The 19740-nt window shown below is 46.1% G+C and carries 15 protein-coding genes; 7 read left to right on the forward strand and 8 right to left on the reverse strand.

The features are described from left to right. The first annotated feature begins 19 nt into the window (after positions 1-19). Both D0A34_24695 and D0A34_24700 read left to right on the forward strand, forming a co-directional pair. On the forward strand, positions 20-1222 hold the full coding sequence (locus D0A34_24695; protein ID UNU21614.1) for a restriction endonuclease: 1203 nt from the start codon (positions 20-22) through the stop codon (positions 1220-1222). 455 nt (positions 1223-1677) lie between these two features. Beyond that, positions 1678-4455 carry an amino acid adenylation domain-containing protein gene (locus D0A34_24700; protein UNU21615.1) on the forward strand — a complete coding sequence of 926 codons (2778 nt, stop codon included), beginning with the start codon at positions 1678-1680 and terminating at the stop codon, positions 4453-4455. A 458-nt stretch (positions 4456-4913) separates the two neighbouring features. Here D0A34_24700 and D0A34_24705 read toward each other — a convergent pair whose 3' ends face one another. Continuing rightward, positions 4914-5918: a phosphoribulokinase gene (locus tag D0A34_24705; protein UNU21616.1), complete on the reverse strand. Its 1005-nt coding sequence runs from the start codon at positions 5916-5918 to the stop codon at positions 4914-4916. A 587-nt stretch (positions 5919-6505) separates the two neighbouring features. Between D0A34_24705 and D0A34_24710 the strand changes: the two genes are divergently transcribed. The 3 genes from D0A34_24710 (at position 6506) to D0A34_24720 (ending at position 10735) form a co-directional block, all read left to right on the forward strand. After that, positions 6506-7711, forward strand: a complete 1206-nt coding sequence (locus tag D0A34_24710) for a ferredoxin-NADP reductase (GenBank protein UNU21617.1) — start codon at positions 6506-6508, stop codon at positions 7709-7711. 319 nt (positions 7712-8030) lie between these two features. Beyond that, a complete protein-coding gene (locus D0A34_24715; GenBank protein UNU22454.1) occupies positions 8031-9347 on the forward strand; it encodes a homoserine dehydrogenase in 1317 nt (438 codons plus the stop codon). A 536-nt stretch (positions 9348-9883) separates the two neighbouring features. Beyond that, positions 9884-10735, forward strand: coding sequence for a hypothetical protein (locus D0A34_24720; protein UNU21618.1), 852 nt, complete (start codon positions 9884-9886; stop codon positions 10733-10735). 17 nt (positions 10736-10752) lie between these two features. On the opposite strand, the gene D0A34_24725 is transcribed toward D0A34_24720, so the two are convergent. From D0A34_24725 to D0A34_24750, 6 genes are all read right to left on the reverse strand, one after another. Next, the gene (locus tag D0A34_24725; protein UNU21619.1) at positions 10753-11229 is read right to left on the reverse strand and encodes a hypothetical protein; all 477 of its coding nucleotides are present in this window, start codon (positions 11227-11229) and stop codon (positions 10753-10755) included. Positions 11230-11457: 228 nt separating this feature from the next. Beyond that, entirely contained in the window at positions 11458-12342 is an 885-nt protein-coding gene (locus D0A34_24730; GenBank protein ID UNU22455.1) for a PhzF family phenazine biosynthesis protein, read from the reverse strand. A gap of 76 nt (positions 12343-12418) precedes the next feature. Continuing rightward, complete coding sequence (gene trpE / locus D0A34_24735; protein ID UNU21620.1) at positions 12419-13966, reverse strand: anthranilate synthase component I; 1548 nt, start codon at positions 13964-13966, stop codon at positions 12419-12421. Positions 13967-13986: 20 nt separating this feature from the next. Then, a complete protein-coding gene (locus D0A34_24740; GenBank protein UNU21621.1) occupies positions 13987-14847 on the reverse strand; it encodes a GNAT family N-acetyltransferase in 861 nt (286 codons plus the stop codon). 163 nt (positions 14848-15010) lie between these two features. Further along, positions 15011-15436, reverse strand: coding sequence for a Photosystem I reaction center subunit II (locus tag D0A34_24745; GenBank protein UNU21622.1), 426 nt, complete (start codon positions 15434-15436; stop codon positions 15011-15013). 298 nt (positions 15437-15734) lie between these two features. Further along, positions 15735-16235, reverse strand: coding sequence for a peptidoglycan-binding protein (locus D0A34_24750; protein UNU21623.1), 501 nt, complete (start codon positions 16233-16235; stop codon positions 15735-15737). Positions 16236-16654: 419 nt separating this feature from the next. On the opposite strand from D0A34_24750, the gene D0A34_24755 reads away from it, so the two are divergent. Next, entirely contained in the window at positions 16655-16897 is a 243-nt protein-coding gene (locus D0A34_24755; GenBank protein UNU21624.1) for a hypothetical protein, read from the forward strand. 194 nt (positions 16898-17091) lie between these two features. Next, positions 17092-17283 (forward strand): sensor histidine kinase, encoded by a 192-nt coding sequence (locus tag D0A34_24760; GenBank protein UNU21625.1) that lies wholly within the window; start codon positions 17092-17094, stop codon positions 17281-17283. 52 nt (positions 17284-17335) lie between these two features. Here D0A34_24760 and D0A34_24765 read toward each other — a convergent pair whose 3' ends face one another. Next, a complete protein-coding gene (locus D0A34_24765; GenBank protein UNU21626.1) occupies positions 17336-19351 on the reverse strand; it encodes a GAF domain-containing protein in 2016 nt (671 codons plus the stop codon). Positions 19352-19740 lie beyond the last annotated feature (389 nt).

Consider the following 19740-nt stretch of genomic DNA (forward strand, 5'->3'; position numbering starts at 1 on the left):
ACACGGCGTTACAGCATCTATGAAACGAGAATCACCCCAAATCATCGAACTCACAGAATATCAATCAGCAACCTTTGATCGAAATTCAATCCCCGAATTAGTAGGAGAGAAAATATACCAGAATTATGCCAAGGAAATAGAGATAGAATTTCCCAACCCTAAAACTAAATATAAATGGCAATTAAAATCTAAAGGCAGAGTTGGCAACATTCCCATCACTCCAGAATTTCACATCGCCATCCGCCCAAAGGTTCCCATAAACAACCTCTTCGGAATGCTTGACTATGCCTACAACCTTAAGATAAAATTTCCCCAAGGCTCGATTCAGTGCCAATCTTTACAAGAAAGTTACGAGAAATTAGCTAACATTCTTGCCCAAAAAATTCTAGAACGCTGTCGCAAAGGATTATATCGCGATTACTTATCCAAAACAGAAAGACTCGCCTACATTCGCGGTCGCGTCGATTTGCGGTCAGCCCTGCAAAAACCTTGGGATGTTAAACTAAAATGCCACTATAACGAACAAACAGGCGACATCGAAGACAATCAAATACTCGCTTGGACACTCTTCATCATTGGTCGCAGCGGTTTGTGCCGTGAATCTGTTTCATCTACTGTGCGAAAAGCCTTTCACGCACTCCAAGGATTTGTTACATTAAAACCTTTTAAATCAGAAGCTTGTATTGATAGAAATTATCACCGTTTGAATCAAGATTATCAACTTTTACACGCCTTATGTCGATTCTTTTTAGATAATACAGGGCCGAGTCACGAAACAGGCGATCGCGAAATGCTCCCTTTTCTCATAGACATGGCTAATTTATATGAACAATTTGTCGCTGAATGGCTCAAAGCAAATACACCAAAACGCTTTTTTGTCAAACAACAACACCGAGTCACCCATGACCAGAACTATTTCGATCGGATTGACTTACTCCTAGGCGATAGTGAAACAAAAAAAGTCCAATACGTCCTCGATACAAAATACAAAGCTCCCGATAAAGTAGCCAATAATGACATTCATCAAATAGTTGCTTACGCAAATGCGTTAAAGTGCCAAAATGCAATTCTCGTCTACCCGCAAAACCTCAAACAGCCACTAGATATAAAAAATGACGATATCCGAGTTCGCAGTCTAACTTTTTCCCTAGATAGCGACCTCAATGAAGCCGGAAAAACCTTCTTAAAATCTCTACTTGCAAACACCCTCCCCTATTGGTGACAACTTAAGAAAACGTACAAAATTTTAAGGCATACAAAAAAATGTAAATAGCTGAAACATTTACAGGCAAAGCAGTTTAGCTCCCTTGAAGGAGTAAGGGATCATCTCTGTTTTGCTTTTTTACTGCGATCGCCCCCGCTCGCTAATGAGATGATTCCCAAAACAGTCTTGATGTACAACAGCTTAATTAATAAGCCGTATAATTAAAACAAGAGAAAAAGTAATTATCCAGAAACAACTTCCGTTCCCCAAAAGCGCATTGATTCGCGCCGCCATATTCAGATAGACCTGGCAACTGTGATAGATTGGTTCGACGCAGTATTACTGCACTGCGGCAGTTTCGACACTGCACAACAAGCAGTCCACAAAAAGCTGTGAGCTGGATGAATGCGGGAGAAGGAGTTGGCGACACGCTGCCATTTCTTAAGCTCGCTTGCCCTACTTAAATCACAAATATGATGAACTCTCAAGATTTTTTGACGAGTGGTGATGGGTACTTACCCAACAAGGAAACTCATGCGCTAAAAACTACCCACGATGTCTGTTTTGATGTTCCATTATATACTCACGATATTTCCTCTGTCGAGGACTCTCAAGTCGATCTAACTCGATCTGACTATGTGAGTATCCATCAATGGTTTGAAGCACAGGTTAAGCAGACTCCTGATGCGATCGCCCTGTCATTTCAAGGGCAAGAATTAACCTATGATGCCTTAAATCAACGCGCAAACCAGCTCGCCCATTACCTTCAAGCACTAGGAGTGCAACCGGATGAACTGATTGCTATCTCTATGAATCGCTGCATGGAAATGGTGATTTGCTTTTTGGGGGTGCTCAAGGCTGGGGCGGCCTATGTGCCGATCGACCCAACCTATCCCCACGAACGTCGAGCGTACCAGTTACAAGACGCCGCTGTGCGATTCATTTTGATTCAACAGCATCTGGTTGAATTTTTGCCAGAACACAATGCTCGCGTGATTTGTCCAGATACAGACTGGCACGAGATGGCGCTATACAGCACTGAAAATTTGTCTCTGCTGACAACGCCCGAGCATTTGGCTTACGTTATTTACACCTCTGGTTCGACGGGATATCCCAAGGGTGTAATGATTGCTCACCGGGGCATGGTTCACCACAGCAAGGCGATCGCACAGGCATTTAATCTTGGATTGGGCGATCGGGTACTTCAATTCTCTAGCATGAGCTTTGACACCATCATTGGGGAAGTTTTTCCATCCTTGGTAAGTGGTGCAACAATCGTGCTGCGAACGGAAGACTGTATTAGCTCTACCCGCCAATTCCTCGAATTTATTGAGCAAGAACGCATTACTATTCTGCACTTGCCAACTGCTTTTTGGCATGGCCTCGTCAGCGGACTCTCATTGCTACGCGTTCCCATGTCGCCAGATGTGAGATTGGTGATTGTGGGCGGAGAAAAAGCCTCTCGGGCTCTGTATGGTGAATGGCGACAATTGGTTGGGCAATATCCTCGTTGGCTCAATGCCTATGGGCCAACTGAAACTACGGTGACGGCCACCATTTTTGACCCGATCGCTGAAGATTACGATCTCAGTAGTGAAGCAGACATTCCGATTGGTCGTCCTCTTCCCAACAGCCAAATTTACATTCTGGATGAAAACCTAAATCTTGTGCCAGATGGCGATATTGGAGAACTGTATATTGGCGGCCCAGGGCTTGCGAGGGGATATCTCAATTTGGCAGAACGCACTGCAAGTAATTTTGTTGCTAATCCATTTAGCGATCGACCTGGAGACAAACTTTACAGAACAGGGGATACTGCCCGCTATTTACCCAATGGAACGTTGGAGTTTATTGGTCGCCTCGATTTTCAAGTAAAAATTCGAGGTTTTCGGATTGAGTTACTAGAGATTGAAACCTATTTGGAACAGTACCCATCTGTGCAACAAGGTATAGTTTTGGCACGGGAAGATGTACCCGGTGAAAAGCGCTTAGTGGCATATATCATTCCGAAGCACGGACAACCAATTCAGGTGTCTGCATTGCGTAGTTTTCTACAAACAAAGCTACCGCCATACATGATTCCGCCAGCGGTTGTAGTGATGGAGAGCTTCCCCATGACCCCCAATGGTAAAGTCGATCGTCGTGCATTTCCAGAACCGCAGGTTGTCGATCTGGTTCAGTACGGTGAAGTTGTGTTGCCTGCTGATGTACTAGAAACTCAACTTCTCCATATTTGGGAGCAGGTACTCAATATTAAGCCGATCGGTACTGCGGATAATTTCATGGATTTAGGCGGTACATCCCTGCTAGCAGCTCGCTTAGCTGACAAAATTGACCAAAAGTTCCAGCAGAGTTGGCCACTATCGATTATCTTCCAAGCCCCAACCATCAAACAATTAGCCGACATTCTACGTCAAGGGAATATCCCCAACCAAAGCCTTTCCTTAGTTGAGATTCAACCGAAGGGTTCTGTGCCACCACTATTTCTGTTTGAAGGAGTGTCTATTTATCATCCGTTAATTCCATATTTGGGGGTAGATCGGCCGATATATGCCTTAATTACTCTTGTTAAAGATCGCATGAATGGACCACTCAATCAGGTTGAGGCGATCGCAGACTATTACATCAATGAACTCGTGAAGGTGCAACCAGAAGGCCCCTATTATTTGTGTGGTTTGTCATTTGGAGGTATTGTTGCTTTTGAGGTAGCTCAAAAATTGGCAGCTAAAGGACAGGAAATAGGGTTATTGGTGATGTTTGATCCCATATTGCCCTCTGCCTGCAAGCCCCTACCCATTCAGCAGCGGCTGCGCTTCCATACCCAAAAAATTGCTAAGCAGGGTATAGGTTACATCGTCCGTAGTGTCGTCTATAAAATAATGACACTTACAGACCCAATGACAATGCTGGCCCGCAAGACGATCGGGCGATACCTTAAGCCGAAAGAACCTACAGAGTCAATGTCTTACACCACAGACTATTGGATGACAGACAAGATAATTCAGCAAGCAGAACGAGCTTACGTGCCAAAACCCTATGCTGGCAAAGTAGTTATGTTTAGAGCGCTGGATTCTGAAGATGGCAAAAGTGTCAGTCTCGATCCGGATCTAGGCTGGAAACCTTATCTCAAAGACAATCTGACCATTTACGATGTACCTGGAGACCATGTAGGTATTTTACAGGAACCCAATGTCGGGGCGATCGGCAACCGAATGAAGCTATTGCTGGAAGAGGTAATGGTGCAGCAGTAAAGTTTTTGGCATTCTTAATCGATATTCAGACAGGGTTGCATCGAATTGCGGTTATTAGAAAGATGAGGTACAACTTAGATTGCAGAATTTTAGATTAGGGGAGTGGAGGATTGGAGGATTGGGGGATTGTTAATGAATTGATGAATACCTCATCTTTCCGAGAACCGCTATAGATAATTCAAGAAAGTAGAACTACCCTCAATCAAGCATGAAAAACATTTTTAAACTCTCTATTGCCAAACACTCTACCCTAACTCAATATGCTTGGGTTAACGCTTTTTTCCGAATCTCATCTCACGATTTCATAGGCAATACAGGCATTTTTTGAAATTTAGATATTTCTGAAATGAATTGTATTATGCCCTAACTCTTCTCTGCGCCAAAATCACCCTCTGCGGTTCATTTCTCCACAAAAAAAGAGGCGCAATTGCGCCTCCCAAATCTTTCATGTCTGCGTTCTAAACACTAACAGCCACTTTCGCTTCTTTTGCAGTCAACTTCTCGTAAGTCGCCCGCATCTTCAATCCGACTAACACTTGGAACAAACCAGTTCCATTGTTGGAACCAGGATATTCGCGGTGCTGAAGCAACAGGTGAGTTAACTCGCCTTCATACTTCGCAGAAGTCTTGCTCAAATGGCTTTCGATGTAAATAACTTCTTCGAGATTCTCGAATTGACCATCTACTTCCAAAATCGAGACTTCGTGACCGTAGAAAGCATCAGGCCCGTAGTACATCTTAATTCCGGGATAGGAACAAGTCAGCTTGCGGCCGCAAGGAACCCAGTTAATTGTTGAACCTTCGTCAAACAAATACGCAGGCTCAAAATTGGCGATACCTTCGCGCTGGATCATCTGCACGCGCAGAACCTTCCGCTCTTTGTCATCTTTGATCAAGTTGGTGGGCAACACTTGAATTACCACATCAGCATATTGCTTTTGCGGGTCGATGTAGGCGGTAAAATCCGGTTTGCGAGCATTGATGGCAAACAGCACGTCTTCGTAACGGTGGCCCCGTTCCGCCATGTCGCGCTGGATTTTCCAAGCAATTTTTACCTCGTCGCTGATGTCGAGGTAGACGCTGAAGTCGATGAGCGATCGAACTCGCTCGTCGTACAGCGGATGCAGCCCTTCAATCACAATCACGTGATTCGGCTCTACCCTTTCGGGCGGGTCGATCATACCGGTTTCGTGGTTGTAAATCGGCTTGTCGATCGCATTACCTTCTTTGAGAGCCTTCATTTGCTCGGCCATCAGGTCAAAATTGTTGGCTCTGGGGTCAAGGGCTGTAATCCCTGTTTCCTTGCGCTGCTTGCGATCGAGACTGTGATAGTCGTCGAGGCAGATTACAGTCACGAAATCTTCCCCGAACAAATCTGTCAATCGGCGTAAAAAAGTAGATTTTCCGCATCCGGAATCTCCGGCAACGCCAATTAAAACCACGCGATCCGGCTTACTGGTCATAGTTTCCCTCTAACAAAATCACTGTTTACTAACTAACTCAAGTCTAGATTCCACAAAATTTCAGCCCGCAGGTAGCCACAAGCAGGTTTTGTGCTGCTTTGCTACCCCGAGAGGATCAAGTTCTCACCAGCATACAGCAGTGAGTTGACTGCCTGCCCGGGAAGACCCAAGCAATCTTCAAGGCAAGTAATTAATACTAACTTTAGCGGTTAATCTTACCAGAATGCGTCGGCCCCCTACAAGCTCAACCTCATTAAACTCCTCGAATCTTCCTTTCTCTGGTGGGGCGCTCCCCAAATCACAAGGACTTATCGGGGCAGATGCCCCGATCGGGTAAAATATTGGCAGTACGCAGACAACAATAGCTATAGGTCAACAGCCGAACGCAATAGGGCTCGGTGAGCGCGGCGTTCGGCTAGTAGGGATTTGATACGCGAGCGATCGCAACTTCAACCTTCCCGCCGGCGTGGCGAGGCCCAAAAATTGGCGCGGCCAATTAGTCCCGATGGCCTTAAGAAAAAAGTAAATTGAGTCTAACGTCACATTCTCTTTCTTTATAACTCTGTATCGTGAAGGAAAATCAACAAATGTACAGCCCAAGCTTATCTGGTGGAGCGGCAAACTCAGAATCAGGCAGCCGCATCTTTGTTTACGAAGTGGAGGGTATGCGTCAGAGCCAAGCAACTGACCAAATAAGTAACCCGATTCGCCGTAGTGGCAGCGTATTTATCTCCGTGCCCTACGAGCGCATGAATCAGGAAATGCGTAGGATTGCTCGCATGGGTGGAAGAATTGTCAGCATCCGCCCCTCAAACAGCGCTCCCGAAACAAATGGCAAAGTCGCACCAGAAGCAGGGCTACAGAGTCAGAAATCTGGAGAAGAAACTAAGCCCATGACTCAAGCCAAGGAAAAAGTTCAGGTTCCTGTTAACCTCTACAAGCCGGCCAATCCCTATATTGGTAAGTGCATTTCTACAGAAGAATTAGTCAGAGAAGGCGGCGAAGGCACAGTCCGCCACGTCACCTTTGACCTTTCTGGAGGCAATTTGCACTATCTCGAAGGTCAAAGTATCGGGATTATTCCCGATGGCACAGATAAAAACGGCAAACCTCACAAAATTCGGCTGTACTCGATCGCCTCCACCCGTCACGGCGACCACCTCGACGACAAAACAATCTCCCTGTGCGTCCGTCGGCTGGAGTACAAAAGCCCAGAAACTGGCGAACAAGTGTTCGGTGTTTGTTCGACTTTTCTCACCGGTTTGCAACCTGGGGATGATGTCAAAATCACCGGCCCCGTAGGCAAGGAAATGCTGTTGCCCGACGACGAAGAAGCCACCATTATTATGATGGCTACCGGTACGGGTATTGCTCCTTTCCGCGCTTACTTGTGGCGGATGTTTAAAGAAAACAATCCGGATTACAAGTTCAAAGGTCTAGCTTGGCTCTTCTTGGGAGTTGCTTACACTCCCAACATTCTCTATAAGGAAGAGTTGGAGCAATTGCAGCGCGAGTTCCCCGATAATTTCCGCTTGACTTATGCCATCAGCCGCGAGCAAAAGAATGCTGACGGCGGCAAGATGTACATTCAAAACCGGATTCAAGAGAACGCAGACCAATTGTGGGAATTAGTTCAAAAGCCGAATACTCACACTTATATCTGCGGTTTGAAGGGTATGGAAGGCGGAATTGATGAAGGAATGTCGGCAGCGTCTAGCAAGTACGGTGTTGAATGGGCTGCCTATCAGAAACAGTTGAAAAAAGAACACCGTTGGCACGTTGAAACTTATTAATGTGTTACCTGATTTAATCTGATTTGTAGGGTGGGCTTGGCTCGCCCTACAATTGTTTGTAGGGCAATTGTCTCCGACTTGTAATATCGTTTCCGGTTGCATCGGAATAATAAAATCCAGTCAACAGTTAACACTCAACCCTTCAGTTTTTCGACCCGCCCGTCAACAGTCAACAGTCAACAGTCAACAATCATGTATGAGTGCAACCGGAATTGATATAACGTACTGAATGCGTACCCTACAATACTATTTTGATTGCTCCGGTACGGGAATAGCCTACAATGGTTGTGGCTTAATTGAGTTTCTACGGGTCAAAGTCGTGGCTTTCAAAATTGGTTTGTTAGGTTTGGGTACAGTTGGCGCGGGAACAGCAGAGATTTTGCTCTCCCCAGATGGTCGCCATCCGCTGTTGCAGGAATTGGAAATCTATCGGGTGGGAGTGCGCGATATTTCTCGAACTCGGTCTTTACAATTGCCAGAAAATGTGCTGACAACTGACCTAGAAGCGATCGCAACTGACCCGGAAATTGATATTGTAGTAGAATTGATTGGCGGATTGGAACCGGCGCGATCGCTCATTCTGCAAGCTATTGCCAGCGGCAAGCACGTCGTCACTGCCAACAAAGCAGTTATCGCCCGCTACGGGAATGAAATCTTCGAGGCCGCCAACAAAAAAGGCGTTTACGTAATGCTAGAAGCTGCTGTCGGCGGCGGCATTCCGGTCATTCAAAGCCTCAAACAATCTTTAGGTGCAAACCGCATTCAAACTGTCACCGGCATTGTCAACGGCACAACTAATTACATCCTGACGCGGATGCAAACAGAAGGCGCAGACTTTGCCGAAGTGCTCGCCGACGCTCAGCAATTAGGTTATGCTGAAGCTGACCCCACAGCAGATGTAGATGGATTAGATGCTGCCGACAAAATTGCTATTTTAGCCTCGCTAGCTTTTGGCGGACGCATCAAATTAGCAGATGTTCACTGCGAAGGTATCAGAAAAGTTAGTGCGGCTGATATTGACTACGCCGACAAGCTGGGATTTGTGATTAAATTGTTGGCTATTGCTCAAGAAACCTCCGGCTACAATGGCAAGCAAGCGGAGGGAGAAAGCGAACTGCTGTCAATTCGAGTGCATCCTACTTTTGTGCCGAAAACTCATCCGCTGGCGAGTGTCAACGGGGTTTACAATGCAATTTTAGTCGAAGGAGAGCCGATCGGGCAATTGATGCTGTACGGACGCGGCGCCGGTGCGGGCCCCACAGCTAGCGCCGTAGTATCCGACATTATAAATGTGGCGGCCATCCTGAAAAGCCAAGCTGTTCCGACTCCTCATCCTTTGCTGAGTTGCAGTCACCAACACTACTGCAAAATTGCTCCGATGCAGGAACTTGTTACTCGCTTTTATGCCCGTTTTCTGACGCGCGATACTCCGGGGGTAATTGGCAAACTCGGCACTTGTTTTGGCAATCACAAAGTTAGTTTGGAATCAGTTGTCCAGACGGGAATTCACGGCGACTTAGCAGAAATTGTCGTCGTGACTCACGATGTTAGGGAAGGTAATTTTCAACAAGCACTCGATGAAATTCGCGCGCTGGAAGCAGTCGATAGTGTTGCTAGCACGTTGCGAGTTTTGTAAAAGTGATGGGAGAGGGACGGGTTTCACCAACAATAATTTACAATCTCTAAAACCCGCTCTCTCATTCACCCAACGGTAAATGTCATGTAGATTTTTCGCATCTGGTAGCGGCGGGTTTCCTATCAAATCTGTTAGCACCGGATTATTCCTATCTCTCTTCTCGACCTCTGCGTGAATCGGCGTCAATCCATTGTCATCTGCGGTTAATACATTCTCTTTTTTTCACCCCAGATACAGGCAGATAAACACAGATTAACGCAGATGAATTCTATCAATTCGTTGCACAGTCCGTGGTTGACTGTTGACTGGATTTTACGCCCGACGATGCTACCGGATTTGATATCACATAGAATATTTGCCAATCATGGACAATCTCTAAAACCCGCCCTCTCACTCACCCAAGGGTAAATGTCACGTACATTTTTGCCATTTGATACAAGTAAACCTTAATTGAGATTATTCGTTGTCCGGTGGCGGTTTATCTATATTTTTGGTAGTTATTAAATATTGTTGGTAAAACCTGCCACTACCAGATAATGAAAGGAACAGAATTCGATTTTGTCGATCGCCAGACGGGAAGGCACTTGCTAGATTCCCTCTACGAAAAGTTTGCAAAACCCCAAATGCACGATACTTCTAAACCCAATAATCCTTCAATTTACGTTCGGCACGAGTTAGGGCAAGTTATTGATGGAAATTATATCATAGAAAAAGTGTTTGAAGATTCTAGCACTGGTTTTTATGCTGAAAGTCGCGTTCCCATTTCTGGCAATAATCCGCCTGTTATCGTGATTCGCGGATACGGTTCTTGGTATCCTTTCGATGGCGTTTTGGAAGATACGCCAGATGTATTTATGGCAAAACTAGAACGCCAGTTCAAATCGGCGCAAACTGCGGGTGCTATTGATTGGATAAAGCAGCAATTTCACAGCGGGAATCCGCCGGATGTCATCGGAGAAAGTTTGGGCGGCAAAGTTGCTCAGCAAATAGCAGCAAAATACCCGGATTATATTAGATCCACTGTAATTTTTAATTCTTTGGGCGTTTCGGAAAAGTTAGCTAAAGCTTCCACCGCTAACAATGTTTTTCACTACTTTACTTTAGGCGAAAGGTATGCTTTCTGGGCAAATGAAGGCGATTACATACCGGGAACGATTTTTGTGGTTTCCCAGAAAGGCAACAACTGTTGTTATAAAATCGAAGAGGCGATCGTCCGAATGGCGCGTTTTGAAGGCAATTTTCAGAAAAGACGAGCCCTGGTGGTAGTATTGGCTCAGTTGCTTTTGGTAAACAGACACAATGCGATCGTCCTCAACAAGCCACGGCCGGTAGTCGTTCAGATCGATCGCACTCAATTGCAAATTTTCCGAAAAAAGCGCTTTGTTTAAACTCAGACAGAATGGCTTCAGGCCGCAGATGGCTGATTTTCCCGCGCTGCGACGGCGAGAACCAGACAAAGTGCTGCGATCGCTTTTTCCCATTCTTGCTTTACAGCCGTGGGTTGAACTTCATCAAAGGCGCTAACTAAACGAGGGATCGCTCGTTCTAATGCCTGTCTGGGAATTGATTTGTGCAGATCAACTAAACGAGTTAAACTTTCTTGATTCTTCAAAAAACCGACTACCCATTTCGTAGTATGATCGGGACTGTCAGGGACGTTTTTAAGTCCTAGTTCTGTTTGCAACCAGTCGTAAAAAGGCGGCAGCTTTTGAGCTAAAACAGTTCCTGCTGTTGGCAAAGTTTCTTTGAGCAAACCACTATCCAGACTTGCGAATAATTGATTGAATTCCGGTGAATCGAGCAAGCTGGTTAAGGGCAGTGAAAGCAGGGCTTCCGAAGCCTCAGGGGATACATTTAAAGTCCGCGAAAATGTTTGCAGCATTGGAAAGTCTCTGGTAGTGATGACTTTTTTAGCCTAACAATCACGCGAATCAATGAATATGAGCTACCTCATACAGCGTATTCCAGGTTTATGAAGTAGGGACAAAGGCTTTCGCCGTGTCCCTACGGCGGGGATAGAGCGATCAGGGGTATTCTTCATAAACGTGGAATCGGCTGTATCTGCGTATATCTGCGTGCATCTGCGGTTAATAATTCTCTGTTAAAAATTCTACACAAATTCTCCCTTAGCAACCATCACCACCTTACCACCAACCAAAACTTCTATTTTCCCTTCATTTTGGGCTGCTTGTAACAACAACAAAGAAGGTCGATCGATTTCATAACCCTGCTCAACTCTGACATCAATCTTTGCTTCCCCATAATAAGCATATTCTACCAAATATCCAGCCAAACAGCCGTTAGCACTGCCAGTCGCCGGATCTTCAGGAATTCCTAATGAATGGGCAAAAACTCGCACGCTTAAATCATTAAGGTCGCTGTAAGTTTCTGGGCAAAATATCAAAATTTCTTTCGCTTCCATTGTATTAACTAGCTCAAAATATTTATCTAAGTTGACTTGAGCTTTTTTGAGCGAGGCGAGAGTTTTTAATGGGACAATTATAAACGGCACTCCGGTCGAAACTTCTTGAATGGGGAAGTTGGCATCAATTTCATCGGGTTCTAAATTCAAGACATTTGCCAGAGTTCCGGTTGATAAAACTTGACCAAAACTAGGCGGGTTTTGTCGCATCCACAAAATATCTGCCGATTCATTGTGATAATTAAAAGTAACCGGAATTTGACCGACGGCTAGATTGAGAATTACTCGATCGACCTTTTCGCGAATAATCTCTTGTTGCAACACAAACGCAGTGCCCAAAGTCGGATGACCGGCAAAGGGCAATTCCTTCTTGGGCGTGAATATCCGCACGTCATAGCCGCCATCTTGCGGATCGGGCGATCGAATAAACGTAGTTTCTGAATAATTGATTTCCCTCGCTATCAGCAGCATTTGGGCCTCAGATAGTTCGGCAACTCCCGCACCGCAAAATACAGCTAGTTGATTGCCAGCATATTTTGACTCGGCAAACACATCAACTATATAAAAATTCACATTTCCCTCGTTCAACAGTAGTTTGTGTAGCAGCGGTTTCAACCGCCTCCTCCTTATAAAAGAAGTTTTTAACTTGCTATTTCAAACAGCGAATTGCTTCCAACATTCCCCTGGCTTTATTGAGTGTTTCCTCATATTCCATATCCGGGTTAGAATCGGCCACCAAACCAGCACCTGCTTGCACAGAAACCGAATGTTTATCCCCTCCTTGAGAACGAACAACCATAGTCCGAATTGCGATCGCACTATTCAATTGCCCCTCAAAATCATAATACCCGTAAACCCCAGAATACGGCCCCCGGCGGCAACCTTCCAACTCGTGCACAATCTCCATCGCCCGAATCTTCGGAGCACCGCTAACCGTACCTGCAGGAAAACCAGCTTTCAACAAATCCCAAGCTGTCTTATCCTCAGCCAATTCTCCCACCACATTGCTCACAATGTGCATGACGTGAGAATAACGCTCAATTTCCATTAATTCGTCAACTTTTACAGTACCGTTTCGACAAACTCTTCCTAAATCGTTCCTGCCCAAATCAACTAACATGACGTGTTCCGCAATTTCCTTCGGATCTTGCAGCAATTCAGCAGCCAAAGCATCATCTTCTTGAGGAGTTTTCCCCCGGCGGCGAGTGCCCGCAATCGGTCGCAAAGTTGCAATCTTCTTGCCATCAGCAGTGTTTTCCGCCTTCACCATAATCTCGGGACTCGAACCGATAATCTGCCAATCTCCGAAATGAAAATAAGCCATGTACGGAGAAGGATTTATGAGACGCAAAGATCGGTAAAGTGCAAAAGAATCGCCACTGTATTCAGCCTCTAGGCGCTGCGAAATAACTACTTGAAAAATATCTCCCGCTTTGATATAATCCTTAGCCTTTAAGACATTGGCACAATACTTTTCACGGGTAATATTGCTCGTGTAAGCCAATTCTGTATTTCCGGTTGTGGAACGGGCATCTTGCCCGTTATTGGGAGGTGTCCATTCTATGAGAGTAGATTGCCGGGAAAGCGGCGATTGCAGCTTCTGAACTAACTTACCAACCCGATCGCACGCTTGCTGATAAGCATCGGCCAAATCAACGCCAACATCCCGCAAATCCGCATAGGCGACCGCCCAAATTTTCCGCTTCACCTGGTCGAAAATCAGCAAATTATCCACCTGCATCCACAATCCATCCGGCAAATCATTCTCGCTTGCTGGATGCACGGGAACTCGCGGTTCTATCCACTTAATTAACTCGTAACCCCAAAAACCAAATAACCCGCCAATTCCCGGCGGCAACTGCGGCAATTTCACCGGTTGATAAGACTCCAAACATTCAGTTAAAGCTACAAACGGATCGCCCGTAAATACTTTTTCGGAACCGTCACGGTAAACTTGAGTTGTGCGAGATCCCCTTGCCTCCAAAATCCACAACGGATCGCACCCTAAGAAACTATAACGCCCAAGTTTTTCCCCACCTTCCACGGACTCCAGGAGAAAACTGTAAGGTTGACCGGCACAAACCCGATACCACGCAGACACCGGCGTATCCAAATCAGCAACCCATTCTTGATACACGGGTACAAAATTGCCTTGTTTCGCCAGTTCCGAAAATTGTGAGAAATCGGGAAATATCATATACTCACTTTACTATACTATCAATAAGCAAAAGACGGAAAGTAACAGCCATGAGGCTGCTGGTACTCGCCAACTGCCATCACCGCCATCGGTTTGAGCGCGCGCAGCCCCTCTTGCAAACACCAGCGAAACAAACTTGCGTAACGCATCGGCAAGTGGAAAGAAACCTGTGCTTCGGAGTTCGACGCGGCCGCCCCCAACAGTAAAGCCTGCATATCCGCCTCAGTTTCTGCGACGCTGTGGCTCAAAGCCGACACCGCACAAGTATAAGCCACAATCCGACCTTGTTTGCAAGCAACCCAAGGAGAAAAGAAATTCAGGGCGTACTCAATATCGCTAGTTCGATCGCACCTGTATAATTTCTTGCACAAAGCCGCACATTCACCAACATCCTCACTAGCCAGCGGCCGCACCTCAAACCCATACGGAGGCTGGCTGTGAAACTTCCCCTCCATTAAAACGAAAGGTTCCTTCACCTCAAAACCCACAGAAGCGTACAGCGACAGCGACGCCATATTAAAAGATTCCTGAACCAAACGGATGCCCCGAGCGTCCTGTCCCCGTTCCAGCAAAGCTTTCATGATTTCCCGCCCCGTGCCGCGGCCTTGAAAAGTTCGATCGACAGTGACAGGCCCGATACCGCGAATCGGGTTGCGTTCGTCCATAAACCCGCAGCCGACAACCGCACCCTCGATCTCGGCTACGATCCCAAAAAATACCGGACTTTCGATCGCAAGACCAATAATTTCAGTTGAAAACTCCAGCGTCGGAAAATCTGTAGGGAATTGATGCCGATCGGAAATCTCTTTAAAAGCTTCATAATTAATGCGAGCGCAAACATCGATATCAGAAGGCTGCGCTCGCCTGATTGCGACATTCATTTTTAATTTAACGATTAACTTTTAATTAGATTTGAAGTTTGCAGTAGTATTCTGGCGCTGCGGGCTTAGCCTCCCGCGCCAGAATACTACTGCAAAAACAAGTTTACAAGCTGAGCCTTACAGGGAATATTACCTATGTTTTGCTCAGCCATGCACTCATGGTCTAAGGATCGAAAGTCTTCTTACCTGTGAACTTCAGCGTAGCCGGATTTGGATTGCTGCCAATATTGCGCTCAATCTTACCGTTGTAGGGACGACCTTCGTTCACCTTCTCAGGGAACACGCCATCCTTGGGATGCAGGTACTCAGTATTACCGTCGGGAAACACGCGGTAAATTTTGTAGTTCGTGATTTTGAATTTAGCCCGCAGTTGCTGGCCGCCCAAAGCGATGCACTGCTCCTTCCGGGGCAGATACAGCAAGTTGTCGCCTTGACGCATAATCGCAGCGCCACCAGTAGGCATTTCAAACACCTGCTCCTTGGGGCTAGTCCAAGTGATAGCGTACTTCTCTTCAACTAGCGCCTTGGTCAGCAAGCCGCCTGTGCTGCCGCCGAAGATTGGGGGTTGTCCAGTGAGTTGTTCGGCCATAAATATATCCAAAGGATTTTTAGGGCATCGTATCATCGAGACTGCACGCTGTTCTCGAAATTGTAAGGAAAATTAACAGTTTTTTGGCGATCGATCTTTTGTGATAATTGATAATTAGTATTTAATAATTCATAATTGGTAATTTCCACCAAAGTTAGAAAACAGAATTAGGCAGCACGAATCCCGAAAAAATAATCAAAAAAAAACAGCAATTATTCTGGTGCTTGTGGGGCACCCGAATAATCGCACATTCCCCCAATTTTCCCCCACACACGATCGAACAATTTACCGCGCCACCCTAAGTCAAGAACCAATTAGGGTCATAGCCGCGCGGAATTTGGCTCAAAGCAGTCCAAGTTTCTTGATTGACAATCCCGTCGGCCTCAATCCCAAAGCTTTTTTGAAACGCGCGAACAGCTTTGTCCGTCAAAGTTGCAAAGTCGCCGTCAATTTTACCGCCATAATGCTTGGAACTTTTGAGAACTTCCTGAACAGTAGCGACTGCTTCCCCAGAACTGCCCAATCTGAGTACCGGCATATTAACTGGAGCTGCAGTATAAAGCGCCTGCCAAGTGAGCGGCCCGACAATGCCGTCCGGCGACAAGAAAACCCGAAACTGAAACAGCTTCACAGAAAATTCAACTGCTTTGTTAAAAATTCCTTTAGCAGGGTGCCGATAAAGTTGCAACTTGGTTAGCAGTTGTTCGAGTTCCAATACCGCTTTACCTTGGGAACCTAATTTTAGTTGTGGCTTGTTGGCCATAGGTTGAGTAGATTTCATCTGGCTTGTAGGTGACATAATCGATTTTCCTACCCTCTAGGTTGGAATATTCTCCTGGAAACAAACTTTTTCCGGGTGAAACATTTGCATCCTCAACTTTTCACGAATCAACACTGGCGTCGGCAGGCATCAACAGATTCGATCGACTTTTACCATCTCACGGCTTGTGCAGGGCAGACTTATACCATTTTAGATTTTAGATTTTAGATTTTAGATTTTAGATTGGGCATGACGGATTACTATCGGGGTTTGCAGCTTGCCTACAGTTGCATTTTTTTTAAACGGGTATTAATTTTCGGCAGCATCCCTAGGTATTCTGTCGCCAAACCGGGTTTAAGAGGGCAAGCGCGTGCTGAATCTGCTTTGATACTTTCTATCCTAAAGGTGAAGACCGCTCCCGCCGCATCACCTCTAAGGCCGATCTAAGAGGGTGAGGGTTGAGGGTTGAGGGTGTAGCAGCGGAGGCTGGTTCTGCAGTGAAAACTTTTCTGTGCTATCGTGTCTCGGTCGATCGATTAACTCGATCGAGACTTGCGCGATCTGACCCTCACAAACCCGGTTTTTTAACTTTGTTCGAGGGCTTTAAGCAAGTATTTTCGTTACCGGAAATAATCCACACGATTTTGATTCGCATTGCTGACAACGGACTGGAAATGCCGGAATCATATCAATTCCGGTAGCATCGGAATAGTAAAATCCAGTCAACAGTCAACAATCACGGATGGTGCAACCGGACTTGAGATAATTAATCTGCGTTAATCTGTGTTGATCTGCCTGTATCGGCAGTAAAAAAAAGAGAATGTATTAACCGCAGATGACAATGGATTGACGCTGATTCACGCAGATCAAGAGAAGAGAGATAGAAATAATTTCGATGCTAACAGATTTGATATCAGTCACAGCAAAATTGTTTACGGCATTTTTTACAACTAAAGCAGAAGGCAAAGGTACGGGATTGGGACTGTCTATTGGCTATCCGATAGTAACTCAAAAACATTGGGGAACTTGGAAATGTTTGTCATCGCTAGAAGGTGGAACAGAGTTTGCGATCGGTATTCCAATGTAGGATAGACTGACGGGTAGTTTGCAGTCATTAGTAATTAGTCATTAGTGATTAGTCATGAGTTAACACTTGTCAATTGATTCTCAACAGTGGGAATAGTAAAGTGAAATTCACTTCCTCGGTCTTTTCCTGCGGAATCTACCCAAATTTTACCGCCCCAGCCGGCAACAATCTGTTTGCAAATTGCTAATCCCAAACCGGTACCGCCGGCGCTGCGGCGCAAAGCTCCTTCTTCTTGATAAAATCGATCGAACACTACTTTTAAACTGTTCGCCTCGATTCCCCTCCCCGTATCGGCTACGAGCACTTCCACCATTCGAGAACCGTTGCATTTCGCTCGCACTGTCACGCTTCCTTGAGGTGTGGTGAATTTGCAAGCGTTGTCTAACAGTTTGGAGAGGACCTCCACCAACCACTCTCCGTCAGCTTGCACTAAAGGCAATTCTGCAGACACCTCGGCGATAATTTCCGGTAACTGTTGATCGACCGTGCGCGATCGCACGCTGCTGAGGGCCAAATCAACGCATTCTTGCAGCGTCAGCGATTCTACATTCCATTTAACTCGCCCGCTTTCTAAGTGAGAAAGAGTTAAGAAATCCTGCACGAGTTTCCGCATTCTATCGGCATCGCCGAGGGCAGTTTCTAACATGATTTGCCGCAATGGGGCGGGCATATCTGGTTCGGAGTTCAAACTTTCCAAACAAACTTGAATCGTAGAAAGAGGGGTGCGGAGTTCGTGTCCGGTGATGGCAATTAGATTGCTGCGAGTGCGGTCTAATGCTTCTAATTGTTGGTTGAGCTCTTCTAAATGAGCATAGGTTTCTGCTTGAATTAAGGCCGCTCCGAGTTGGGTGGCGATCGCCTCTACTAAAGCAATTTCGTCTTCTTCCCAAGCCAAAGTCGATCGGCACTGGTGCATTTCCACCATGCCCAAAACCCGCCCCTGATAAAGCACTGGCACCATTAACCAAGAGACAATTTGCCAATTTTTTACAGTTTTTTTCAGGAATTTTGTATTGACAATCAGCGGGTGTTGTGCTGTGTCTTGGATGTAAACTCGCTCCTGCCGCGCCACCGCGTCGCTCCATATTTGATTTTCCTGCAACAGGCAAGTCTGATCCAGCATGGAACTAGCGCCCGGCCCCAAAAACTCGCGATCGATTTTGACCGCCACATCTGTGGCCTTGCACCGATAAATCAAACATCGGCTTGCCGACAGGGCAGTACCCAGTTCTTGCACTGCGACTTCGACGATTTCTTGTGGGTTGAGAGACTGCCGCATTGCCGTGGTAATTAAGTTTACCAGGCGTTCTTTGCGTTCCTGAGCGGCGATGGCGCTGTATGCTTTGAGCAATTTGTGCTGGCCTGCTTGCAAGTAGGTGACTAAGCGTTCGGTAAAAGCATCGCTCAATTTGGGATTGGGAATTTTTGAGTTTTTTCCCGTAATTATGTCGGGTTTGCTGGCTTTGGAAGTGGCGGATTTCCTGGTTTTTTTCGGTGTTTTGACGAGCTTGTAAGTAGTTCGCGCTCGATCGATCTTTTCGGCCAATTCCGGGCGATAATTGCCAATTCTATCGAGCAACAATGCCGCAGCTTTGGAGCTTACCTCGCGATCGAACGTCCAAATTCCTTCAAATCTGCGAGCTTGATCCATCAACAGTGGCCCGCGATCGTCCTGGTTGTCGATCGGCACAATTTTTTCTTGACAAATCAGGCAAGTTGAGTAGTGTTCCCCCAGTACCACTAAGTGCCACTCTTTACTTAATCCGTCCTCCGGTGCAAACGCCACAGTTTCGTGACACTCCGAAGCATTTTTAAAGTCTGTTTCCGGTGCTGCCAGCACGTATACCTGAGACGAGCGTGAGGCAATTCGCCGATAGCGGTGAGCTTCCTGGCGGTAGAAGCGCTCTCGCTGAAAGCTTGCAATGACTAGCGGTTCGTCGGAACCCGCCAAAACTAAGTCTTCCATCGCGTGAGACAGGGCTATCATGGAAGATTTGAAATAAATTTGTGCCCGCAGTTGGGGCAAAGCTTGCAGAACTTCTGCCAGTAGCGAAATAGGGACGATCATCTAGCCTTAAACGTGCATTTTTGCCGATGACAAAACAGGATCGATAGGAGGTTTAGAGCGATCCCTTTTCAGTATCTGATACATTTATGCTTCATAACACGACTGTTTAAGTCATATCATGCTAGCAATAGCACTTAGACGAATCTAAGCAGAGGTATCCCTCCACGACCTTGAGTTCATCCCAAAGTCACCTGTTTTTACCTCTAGGTTTTGACGCTAACTCATCTATTCAGGCTTCGATTCGGGCGTTAGCACTCTCACCATTCAGACTTGTTAGGCACCGCTTGCGGATCTCTTGCATTATACTATTCTTGAGCTATTTGATATCAGTGCCATCAGTATCGGTTTTTGGCGAACCGGTTTTTGGCGATTGATCGGGCTAATCGGCA

The sequence above is a fragment of the Microcoleus vaginatus PCC 9802 genome (assembly GCA_022701275.1).
Taxonomy (GTDB): Bacteria; Cyanobacteriota; Cyanobacteriia; order Cyanobacteriales; family Microcoleaceae; genus Microcoleus; species Microcoleus vaginatus_A.